A 12,373-nucleotide genomic window follows, 5' to 3' on the forward strand; every position below is an offset into this window, starting at 1 on the left:
ATGTGTGGACAACTCGCCATTAGTACCTGTTGAAGTATATTCTTTGCCAATAGCTGATTTTAGCGCTTCTCCGGTATGTTTAAATAGTGTAACGAGCTTTGCTGATCTTTCAACAGACAACTCCGGAAATGTTACTGGCTGGATTTGGAATTTTGGAGATACAAACACCGATACGCTTAATAATCCGTCTCCGTCACATACCTATGCAACTTCCGATACCTTTATAGTGCAATTAATTGTAACGACTAATAAAGGTTGTGTAGATGATACATCAAGGATGGTAACTGTAAATCCAAAACCAATGGCAAATTTCGGTGCATCCACAGTATGTTTTGGCGGTACTACCCCTTTTAAGGATAGTTCTACTGTTAGCTCTGGCAGCATAACTAGCTGGGATTGGAATTTTGGCGATGGTGGAAATGATACGGTAAAAGATCCGATACATCAATATAATAGCTTGACTACTTTTAATGTGCAGTTGATAGTAACAACCGATAACGGTTGTACAGACACATTACCAAAAAATATAAATGTATATCAAAAATCCTTTGCTGCCTTTAGTGCAGATACTGTATGCAGTGGCTTTCCGACCCAATTTATAGATACATCGAACGCCCCGGGTGATAATATAGCAAATTGGATCTGGAGCTTTGGAGATGGGGATTCTTCTAAAGCTCAAAATCCGAATCCACAACATCTCTATCAAGGTGCTGGTACGTATATTGTATATCTTGTTGCAACAACTGATAGCGGTTGCATAGACACCACCTTTGTAAAAACGGTAAAAGTAAACCCAAATCCTGTCACAACAATATCACAACTGATCCATACTACATTGGGTGAATGTGACGGTATAGCAGAAATTATTCCCGGTGGAGGTACCCGTCCATATACGTTTGCATGGGATTCTTCCGGAGTTACGATAAGGACAGATTCTCTTGCCTTAAACCTTTGTCCCGACACTTTTATTGTAACAACTACTGATGCAAATGGTTGTTTCAGGATAGATACCGTGATAATTCCTGATGGCTGCGGTTTAAAGTGTGATTCGATATACCATGGTATATCACCTAATGCTGATGAAATAAACGATACGTGGGTAATAATAAATATTGCTAACTGTATTCCCAATAAAGTAACCATTTACAACAGGTGGGGAGACCTGGTTTGGAAAGGTAAAGATTACGATAATGAAGCTGTAATATGGGATGGATTTAACAAAAATGGCAGGCGATTACCTGATGGTACTTATTTCTACATCATAGAGGTAGATAACGAACGAACCTGCCAGGGATGGGTGCAGATCATGAGATGATTTGATGATTTGATGATTTGATGATTTGATGATTTGGAAATTAATTATCAAATTTTCAAATTACGCAGTGCATAGCGTAAAGGCCAAAACATTGATCCCCGGGTACTTTTGGGCCCTGCTCTATGCGCTATACTCATTTAAGATACTTTTTTTACTCTATTACCAATTTCTTATTTATCACGCAGGAATCTGTAACGATCCGCAAATTATAGATACCCTTTGCATAGCCTATTAAATTAATTTTTTTCTGATATGGCTGTGATAATTGTTTTTCTTCATATATTACCTGACCGTTAATATTTAATACGCTGATCTGTAATATCTTCACTTTGTTCCGGGAAAGTATTTCTATAATAAACTCACTGGAATTTGGATTGGGATAAACTTTAATTGCCTTTTGAAATAAATATTCCCGGATATTTGTTACTACACTATCAATCCTAATAGTTTTACATAATGTATCTGAACCACAATCATTATAAACAGTTAAACAGACATTATAAAAACCTGTGTCTGTATAAGTATGTATTGGATTTTGAATAATATCATTATTGCCATCACCAAAATTCCAATACCAACTGCTTGCAATTTGAGATGAATCATAAAATTGTATTGTAGAATTAGTGATTGGAGCAACGTAACCGAAATTAGCAACTGGCGTATCGCTGCATACTATGCATAATATACTATCAATTATAGCTATACTGTTAACATTTATTGTATCAGTTACTACAATTGCTCCACTTGTAGTAGAAAATGACCAACTAGAAACTAAAAAATTTACACTTGAAACACCGGAATTTTTAATAGATTCATTGCAGCCTGAATTACCAGCCGAATCGGTTTTTAATAAATCTATACCATATCCTGGTGATATGATTTTCCTACCCGTGATAATGTAACCCCCATCGGAGGTTAAACTGAAATTATTTGCTGCAATCCGAATATCATCATAATATCTTTCCCACCTAATATTACCGATACTATCAATATTCAACAAAACAGCCCAATCACCTGTCCCCATACAGACCAAATCTCCCAATACTATGTAACCTCCATCATTTAATTGATGCACTACGTATCCCCAATATTCACAACCAAACCTTTCATAGGTTTTTGCCCATTGAATATTTCCACTATTGTCAGTTTTTATTAAAAAAATATCACTATCTGCAGTACCTGAAGAGATATGTGTTCTGCCTGTAATAATAAAGCCACTATCAAGAGTCTGTTCAACATACCATCCCATATCACCCTGCCATTCACCATAAGTTTTAGACCATATATTATTTCCTGAACTATCAAAATAGGATAAAAAAACATCATTATCTCCGGCTCCTAAGCTTGACGAGCCGGCAACGATAAATCCTTTATCATAAGTTTCATCAACTGAAATACCCCATCCACCTACATATTGCCTTGTCCATATCGTATCTCCGTTTAAATCGGTTTTAATTAACACCCCGCTGCCAACAGCAATATAGCCGCTATCTGAAGTCTGCTGTACTGAAGCAAGGCCTCCACCATATGTTTTTCTCCATTGTACATTTCCAAGGCTGTCAATTTTTGTTAGACCATATTCTGCGATAATATATCCCCCGTCAATGGCATGGCATATTGATATACCTTTATCCATTTTCTTTGCCCATTCAACTTTACCAATATTATTGGTCTTTATCAAAAGTGTTGTTGGCTGGAACCCCGTTATATCAGCCAGTATTAAATAACCATAATCATATGTTTGTATAACAGAACTACCCCTCTCATAAACAGTACTTGTATCATCTAAAATTCTTTGAAAAGTGGTTTGAGAACAGGCAATATATTGTTTAATAATTATTGTTATTATTAAAATAAACGACTTCCTCAGACAAGGATAAATTAAATTTTTCATTGTTAAAACAATTTAGTTGAGTTAATAAAATCTCCCAATAAAATATTTCTTGTTTCAGGTGTGTATGATCTATTTTATAACAAAGAACTTCTTAATTGAAATCGGAACTCTGTCCACATAAAGCTCATACATATACATACCCGTACTAAGATCAGATGCTTTTATGATCAATTTGCCGTAACCAGGTTGGTTAAGAACATACGATTTTAGTTTAGTGCCCGAAATAATATTGAACACATTGATCTCTGCATTTAGTACATCTTGTGGTAAGTAATATTCTATGGTTGTGCTGTTTTTGAAAGGATTGGGATAGATTTTTAATAATTCTGCTGAAGATTGAACTTGAAAGTTTGAGCTATCAATCAAGGAAGAATCAACACAGGGCCCAAAATAATCGTCATGATGTTTGAGATGAGCAGGAACTGCATTTGGACTGATACATAACGTTTGTGAATTATCAGGATTGCCTGGAGGAAGATGACATATAAGTACTTTATTCTGGGTGTTGCCGCAACGAACATCAACTACATTTACGGTTACATCATCTGAAGAAGAACATCCTGTTGTGTCCGATACTGCTATGGTATAGGTAGTAGTTATAGTAGGACAAACAGTAATGTCTTGTGTCGTCTCTCCATTGCTCCATAAATAGCTGTAAGGAGGATCACCACCAGAAGCTACAGCAGAAAGAATGGCACATTCCTGAGGCGTATAGCCAATATATACGGTTTGGTCATCACCGGCATTAACCATTGGTGCAACAATAACTATAATAGTAACCGCTTCGGAATTAGCCAGGCATCCGCTTGCATCCACTACGCTAAAAGTGCCGGAAGTATTAACTATAATGGATTGTGTCGTATCACCGGTTGACCATAAATAGCTATTTGCAGGGCTGGAGGTAAGGGTAACACTATCTGGTTCACAGAAAGTCGTTTGACCACTCACCGTTATTTGAAGCGGTTCACCTAAAATTGTATTCATTACGGTATTGGTAATGACGGGGTCATTGGAATCAAAATAGATGGCTGCTGTATTATCAATAACAGTACCCGGTGCAATGTTTGAAACGGGTTGAATACTAAATTTCACAAAGCCGGCACTTCCTGCTAAATCCGTAGCGCTGTCAGGCAGGTTGATATTATTGAAAATAAAGGTTAAAATTCCCTGGGGTGTAAGGGTAAAAGCAGCGGGATGGCTGGTATGAAGCAGCGAAAGAGTAAAAACATCTAATTTTGCCGGGTCTAAAGTGTCAAGAATAACCACATTATGTGCAGGAGCAGTGCCTACATTCTGAAAATTGATCTGGTATATGAGTGCATCGGTTTTAAGTATAGTGTGACAAACACCTACACCCTGAGGACTTACCAACATTTTATCATTGGGATCTATAGGGCCGTTATAGATCAGCGTATCCTGGTGGAAATTATCACAACCTCCATCCAATGGTGTGAATTCTGCTGATGCAGTTAATGTATCTGGTACGATAATACAAGATGGTATTTGCGAAGATATCTCTGTTATTATAGTGAGATTATTACCAGGTATATTTTGATCAAATGAAGTATCACATAAAGAAGTCCATATAAGCTGTGTGGGCGGTCCGATAATTACTGTATCAGGCGGTGGCACAGGCGGGTTTGTTGAAATATAGCTAACCTGAGAAGGTAAGGTAACAGTAAGGGTACACGGTGTCGTCATCGTTGTTCCAAAATTTTGATAAGTAACCTCATATTGGATTGGACCACAAAAAACACATAGCGTGTCCTCCGGATTCTCACAAGCAAAGTTTCCCACCAATTGTGATCCAATAATATCTACACACAGATCAGGTGAAATGGTATCACATACAACTACCTCAATTGTGATCCCACAAGCATCAGGAATTGTCGATATTACAGTATAGAAACCTGAAGAATCAACGATCAGGATTTGATTGGTGTCTCCCACAAGAATATTTCCATTCAAATACCATTGATTGTTTGCAGGTGAATTAGAAGTTAATACAACTGAATCACCTTCGCAAAAGAAGGTTGGACCGCTTGCTGTGATCTGACTTGGCGGCTCTGTTAGGGTTATAGAATCAATTGCAATACAACCGTTCGAATCAGAAATAATTGCTGTATAGATCCCTGCACTTAAATTGATCGGAGCTACAGGAGGTGGGATATTGTTAAACTCGACTAAATCAATTGGTGGTGTTCCACCAAGGGTATCAATACCAATTATTGATCCATCTGAAACTCCGTTACAACTTATATTATATCCGTTTGGATATACAAAGGCAATCATATCAAACGAGAATTCACCCCTTACATTTATTATTACACTATCAGCTCCAATACAACCGTTCGTGTCAGTTACTAATAAAATGTACTCAGTTGTGTCAATTGGTGAAGCAGTTGGATTTGGTATATTTGGGTCATTTAATGCGGTTGTTGGCAGCCAGCTATATGACAAATTAGTATCAACAATTTGCGGCCCTATTACAATACTGTCACCAAAACAAATAATTGTATCGGTTCCTGCATCTACCGGTAGTGAAACGAATGTTACTGACAAGGTATCAGTGTTTGTACACCCTGTAAATGGATCTGTAACAGTAAGGATTACACTCCCAACTGTATCCCAAACAATATCAATACTTGTAGGACTTGTCGTGTCTACAGGAATACCCCCTATTACTGTCCAATCATAGTTCAAACCTAAATCATTCGTTGAGTAAATAGCAAGTGTTCCTTTACAGGCATTTACAGGCCCGGCTATGTGAGGTTGAGCAGGTATTTTTATTTCAACCGTTTTAGTGATAGCGGTTTGTCCAAGGTCATTTGTTACAGTAAATGTAACATTATACGAGCCGGTATCTGCGTATATGTGTGTAGGATGCTGCACGGTATCGATATTACCATCATCAAAATTCCATAAAAATGAAGTTCCGCAGCTTAAATTATGAAAATCAACCTGAAAGCAATTAGTAATGTTAAAGTCAAAATTAGCTAAAGGTGTACCAGGTATGGCATCAATCATATTTGGTAAGCTGAGGCGTGCTCTTTGTTTAAACTGGAGCGCTGCTCCATCGTAGTTAAACCCGCAAGCATTGGGATCAGAAAGGTCATTCAACTCATTTGGATAATTAATAACTGAAAGCCAGGCTTCGGATTGTCTGGTAATATAGATTTTACCGTCAGGCCCCAATTGTAATGAATTAAAAGGATGAGAACTTTTACCGGCAAAATTGCCCGGATAATTTATATCCGTTAAATCAAATTGAAGAATATCAAAACCTTCAACTAAATATAGTAATTGTGAATTAGGGCTAAAGCTGACTCCATACCGGCCTTCATTCAAAGTTGTAAGAAGTGTAAACAAACCGGTAGTTCTGTCAAAATCGTAAATATAACATAAACGGGTTGCAGCATCTGTAATTGCTGCTTTTCTGCCGTTGGGCGCCACATCGATCTGGCCCGTATAATCAAAAAGCCCATTGGGATTTGCAGCTACGTTAAATGAATTGCTTAAAACAGGGGGCTGTAACCCTGCTGCAGTTAGTTGATATGCTAATAATTGATCCAGCACAGAAGAATCAGCGCCATGTGCAATTATCCAATAGTCTGTACCATTACAATGCGGGATGGCTGCAAGATGCTCAGTCGTTTTAAGACCGGCAGAAACATTTAAGGTGTCTATTTCTCCTAATGGATTAGCAATCGTGCCGTTTCCTGGCAGCGTCAAATCCACAATAGAATAGCTTAAATCATGAATTACGATTACGGGGCTAACAGCCTGAGCATCTGAAACCGTGAATATATAATACTGGTCAGCATTACCAGGATTCGGGGCAATAAGTGTTTGCGATGCTGAAATTTGTACATTATTGCTGCCATTTAAAGTACCGCCAGGCATTATGTTATGGGTGTTATCATACAAATCCCTCCCATTGGTATAAAAAAGTAAATTGCCGCTTGAATCGCTGATAGCTGCAACACTTTCTTTAGAAACCATGGGATTAGAATTACCTCCTATAGACTGTGCTAAACCCGAACTAAAACCAACTCCTGCAAAATTTCCAAAGTACCAAATGCCCTGCGTGCTTGCTATTGGATTACAGGAATCAACAAAAATAAAATCCGGCTGAAAATTGGTAACACTTGTACCATTTGAATCGGTTACAGTAAGCGTAACTCCCCAGGCTCCTATTGTATCGTATGTTACAGTGTGAGAGCCAGAACCAACAGCGCTGCCGGGATTGCCCCCGGGAAATGTCCATTCAAAATTTACAGCAGTATTAAATGGAGCAGGAAAAAATGTAATGGAATTACCCATGCAGATCTGAGTACTGTTACCCACAATAAAAATATTTGCAAAAAGACCTAATGGCAGACACTCAGCACCGGTTTTTATTAAATTATCGAATGATACAAGGTGAGATCTGCTTGTTGAAAGCACAGCGTGCATTCTGTCTCTTTGTCCTACTGTAAAAGTAGTTTTACAAACATCAGCAGTGTAGTCCATGTGATTTTCTATTTGGTCAGGCAGGTCGGGAACATCATTGAGACAAGTATTATCAGGTAAACAACCATTTGTTGCATTCTTTATAGGAGGCGTATCACAAACCCTATCGCCTGTTACATTACAGTTTGTTGAATCAATAGCGCTGGTATCGGGGGAACAACCAAGTTCAAAGGTATGGTATAAATACAAATAATGACCTGTTTCATGTGCAAGCACCTTTCCCGGCTCAAAACCAGGCTTTAGTAAAAAATTATTGCCGGGAATAGTATTATCGCCAAAAACATCATAAACAATTACCACCCCATCAAGCACTGATGATAAGGGAATTAAATAAGCGTAACCCAATACATCACCCTGATTAATAGAGCTAACTACATATATATTAAAATAGTCTGTTGATGGATATCCTAGTGCAGCAAGCTGGGCCTCGTCTGACATTAAATGTTCAGTCAGGGTATCTCCAGTCCTTGTAATGCCTGGTCTCCCGGGCCAGGTAGTATCTCCGTCAGGTTTAATAGTGGCGAAACAAAATTTTATATGCATGCTATCAGCAGGTGAAGGAGCGCCAGAGGCATTGCTAAAAGCAGCATTTAATGCATCAATTTGTGATTCTATTTGTGCATCTGTAATATTAGTAGTGCTGTCTGTGGGAATTGAATCTGCCGGGTCATGAACAACGTGTACTACTACCGGTATGATAAATTCAGTACAATTGTTATTTAATGAATCACATTTTTCTATAAAATTCTGCAGGATTTGTTCCTGCAAATTAATTTGATCCTGAAGAAAAGGATCATTTTGTAGTTGCTGCTGTAAGATCTCATCAGTAAAACATGGTATTTGGTTTTGAGCGAATAAAATTTTAGGTAAAAATAAACCTAAAATTATAAACAGGTATAAACATTTAGTATTCATGACATTAATAAGGGTTTTGATCACAGATTGTAACAAAAGAAGATCACAAAGGTAATAAATAATTATTGATCCTCACAAATTTTCCTTTTTTTATTATAATTTTTTACTGAAATTTTAGCGGAAATTTTTCTCTTTTATTAACACATTTTCAAATTTTCTTCCCTTGTTCAATTCTTTTCCACCACATAAAAGCAGTGATAAGGTAGGCAAAATAGCTCAGCGCTTCAATCATTGAGGGATTACCGTTATAACCAAATAAACTTACCAGAAAACTTCCCAGGGTTGCTTTTTCATGTAAAGGATGGGTAATACTAACAGGGTTAATATCCCATACATGCTCTACAAATGTGGTCACAAGCCCGGCTTCCTGAAGTTCGTGTATGCCATGCGCTGCAAGGCCTGCTGCAAAAAATATTAAAAGCGTGCTGGTAACGTTGAAAAAAACTTTTAAGTTGAGTTTAACCATTCTCTGAAACATGGCATATCCCAATAAAATTGCTGCCAAAACACCCAGGATGGAGAACCATAAAACTTTCACTTCATAAGCTACAATAATTCCTCTTAAAAAAACCACCGTTTCCATCCCTTCTCTCAGCACAGCAATAAAAATTAAGGTAAATATTCCCCATTTATATCCTTTAACAATGTTAGCAGATATTTTATTCTCTATTGCCGATACTTTATGTTTATGCTTTATACACCATAATATCATAAAAGTTAAAAAAACCACCGTGATCAACATGGCTACACCTTCAAAGATTGCTTCTGCTCTACCTGTAAATCCACCCGCTATGGTTGTGAACAGTAAAGCAGTAGCTATGCTTGCAGCTACTGCTGCAGCGATGCCTAAAAACACTGCACTATAATACTTTGTTTGATTGGTTCTGCGAAGATAGCTTAATATTATACCTACTATTAAGGCAGCTTCAAAGGTTTCTCTGAATGTTATGATGAACTCTTGCATTATGAATTACTAAGTAGAGTTTGGTGAAAAAATGTAGAATTTAGAATTATGAATGTAGAATGTAGAATTTGCCTGGGTGTATAAATTCTACATTCTACATTCATAATTAAAAATTTGCTTTTACACCCATATTAAATGCTCTTGGCATCCCCGGTCTTAAGCCTGCAGGTCTTCTTGCAATTACATATACTTGATTTGTTAAGTTAGTAGCATTAGCAAAAAGCGCTGCATTTTTACTTATGGCGTAATCAGCACTAAAGTCTAAAACAAACTGTGCATCGGTTTTTTCATTGTTTAATATGTCTCCCTGTCCGGCTTTTGTTCTCATTTCATCTACATATTTTCCGCTCAGGTTTAAGCTGAATTTCCTGTGGTCTAAACTAATTAAAAATGTGAATTGGTTATTTGCTAAATAGGGGAGTTTATCTCCTGCCTTAACCTCACCCCAGGGGCTGAAATCACTATCAAAATTATTTTGAAACGTGGCATCAGTATAAGTGTAAACTAAAGAAACCGGAATGCTGAATATTGATGTTTTTGATGATAGCAGATCGTAAGTAAGTTGCAATTCAAGTCCCTGAGATCGTACTGCGCCACCATTAAACTGATCACCTGTTCCACTTCCACCATTGGCTTCTAAATCGGTGCCTAATAAATTGCTGTAATCGTTAAAGAATACTATTGCCTCACCTGTTAAAGATTTTTTACCGTACCTTATTCCCAATTCATAATTAATGCTTTTTTCAGGCAATGTTCCTTCTTTAGATCCAGGTGGTGAGTTACCTTTATGAGCTCCTGCAAAGGAGCTGAGGTATTTATTGAATTTATAACCAATTCCTATACCAGGTATAAAAACGCCTACCTGGTTACTTCTTTCAGACAAATCCGAACCTGTTCTTTCAGGGTCACTCTTTTTATAATCTTGTCTTTCTAATTGAATGTTTTCGTATCGCAGCCCGGGAATTGCAGTTAAATTACCGTATTTTAATTGATATTGAACATAACCGGCAAAGGCATTAGCAGTTTCTATACGGTTACTTTCAGTTCCAGGCGTACCTTTTGAAGTTAATTCCATCACTCCGTTATCCATCTTGTATTTATCTATCCATTGAAAACGGTCAATCTGGTCTTGATGAAAACGAAATCCCAAATCTATTTCATGACTGATATTTTTTGTTTTAAAGTTAAAAGCAAAAATGGTTTGAACTCCTTGAGCATAATATGATCTGTTGTTGGCTTTAACGTGTAATGCATCATCATTGGGGCTTGTTGCTCCTGTAATGATATTAAGTGCCAATTGATTGCTATCGGGTTCATCTAATAACTCACTGATCTTTATTTTGGAAACACCTGTATCAGGGAGTATTTTATCGAGCTTATACCAATTTCTTTTAAAATCTGAACGGTAAACAGTCGTTGTAACATTAAAGAATTTTGAAAATTGAGCCACATGTCTAACCGAAAATTGTGATTGTTCGGTGTTCATTTGATCTTTTTGTGAAGCTGAATACCTGCGAAGTGGGTTAGCATTAAAATCATCTTCAGTTAAACCGAGATAGGTTTCGTTGGATGTTTCAGTAGTTTGACCAATTTTGAACGTTAATGATTGATATATTTTAGCGGTGGTATTTGTATTTATCCGGAGTTTTGCTAAATAATCTTTTTTATCAAAACCTGTATTTCCGCCACCATCTAACTGCTTAAACCCATCTGCCTTGTATTGAAAAGTTTCAACCAGATATGCTATGTTTTTGTGTGAATTACCAACAAAAGCATGAAGGTTTTTACTACCAAAACTTCCTGCTAATAAAGATATTCTTCCTGAAAACTGATTTGGGATCTGGGTAGAGATTAAATTAATTGCACCCCCTGTGGTGTAAGGGCCATATTTTATTTGACTGCTCCCTTTAAGTATTTCCACCGCCTGCATCCTCCCTATTGTGGGAAAATAATAGGCAGCAGGCGCTGCATAAGGTGCCGGAGCCATCAATACCCCATCTTCCATGATCGTGATCTTTGAACTTCGCTCAACACCAGTTCCCCGCAAACCTATATTAGGCCTTAACCCAAAGCCATCTTCTTCCTGAATATTGATGCCAGGTACAGCGCGCAGTGTCCTGTTAATATCGGTATAACTGAATTTTTGTATTTCTTTCGGTGAAATATAATGAGCAGAACCGGGAATGTTCTTTACACCTGAGCTGCCGCCTGTCAATGTTACACTTTGAATAACAACCTGGGGCAAGTCCATTACATTTTCCACCATCCTGAGATATACTTTCAAGGTTTCGCCTGGCTGAACTATAATAGATTTTTTTAACGTAATGTAACCTACATTAGATACAACTAAGGTGTAATTTCCTACAGGAACATTTTTGATCAGATAATTACCACTACCATTGGTGGTTGCTCCAAATTTTGTGTTTTCAAGGTAGACGGAAACATTTAAAAGTGAGGTTGCCCCATCATTTTGGATTATTCTTCCTTCTATATTTGCTGTTTGTGCGTATAAACTTATACAACTAAACAGTGCGATTGTAATTGTAATTAGTTTTATTTTCATTAATTCTAAATAATTTACAAATTAACTATGTTTTTAAATTAAAATCAATACCTTTAAAAAGGTAATTTTACATACCATAAAAAGGGTATTTTGATATAAGACAACATTAAGTTGGCAGTTGGCAGTTGGCAGTTGGCAGTCGGTCCCGAGTACTCGGGATGGACTGCCGACTTTTTAATCAACTTACGAAGTTATGTTTTTACTATAATA

General features: G+C 37.2%; 5 protein-coding genes. 1 reads left to right on the forward strand and 4 read right to left on the reverse strand.

Features of this window, described 5'->3' with window-relative positions:
* On the forward strand, positions 1-1,315 hold a 1,315-nt coding region (locus tag FVQ77_07680; protein ID MBW8050205.1), incomplete at its 5' end, for a PKD domain-containing protein.
* A gap of 151 nt (positions 1,316-1,466) precedes the next feature.
* Here the strand turns inward: FVQ77_07680 and FVQ77_07685 are convergent.
* The 4 genes from FVQ77_07685 to FVQ77_07700 all read right to left on the reverse strand — a co-directional run bounded on the left by FVQ77_07685 (position 1,467) and on the right by FVQ77_07700 (position 12,163).
* Positions 1,467-3,209 carry a T9SS type A sorting domain-containing protein gene (locus FVQ77_07685; protein ID MBW8050206.1) on the reverse strand — a complete coding sequence of 581 codons (1,743 nt, stop codon included), beginning with the start codon at positions 3,207-3,209 and terminating at the stop codon, positions 1,467-1,469.
* Positions 3,210-3,278: 69 nt separating this feature from the next.
* Positions 3,279-8,636: a PKD domain-containing protein gene (locus FVQ77_07690; protein ID MBW8050207.1), complete on the reverse strand. Its 5,358-nt coding sequence runs from the start codon at positions 8,634-8,636 to the stop codon at positions 3,279-3,281.
* Between the two features lie 148 nt (positions 8,637-8,784).
* The gene (locus tag FVQ77_07695; GenBank protein MBW8050208.1) at positions 8,785-9,600 is read right to left on the reverse strand and encodes a high-affinity iron transporter; all 816 of its coding nucleotides are present in this window, start codon (positions 9,598-9,600) and stop codon (positions 8,785-8,787) included.
* Between the two features lie 106 nt (positions 9,601-9,706).
* Positions 9,707-12,163: a TonB-dependent receptor gene (locus tag FVQ77_07700; GenBank protein ID MBW8050209.1), complete on the reverse strand. Its 2,457-nt coding sequence runs from the start codon at positions 12,161-12,163 to the stop codon at positions 9,707-9,709.
* Positions 12,164-12,373 lie beyond the last annotated feature (210 nt).

The organism is Cytophagales bacterium (genome assembly GCA_019456305.1).
Classification (GTDB): Bacteria; Bacteroidota; Bacteroidia; order Cytophagales; family VRUD01; genus VRUD01.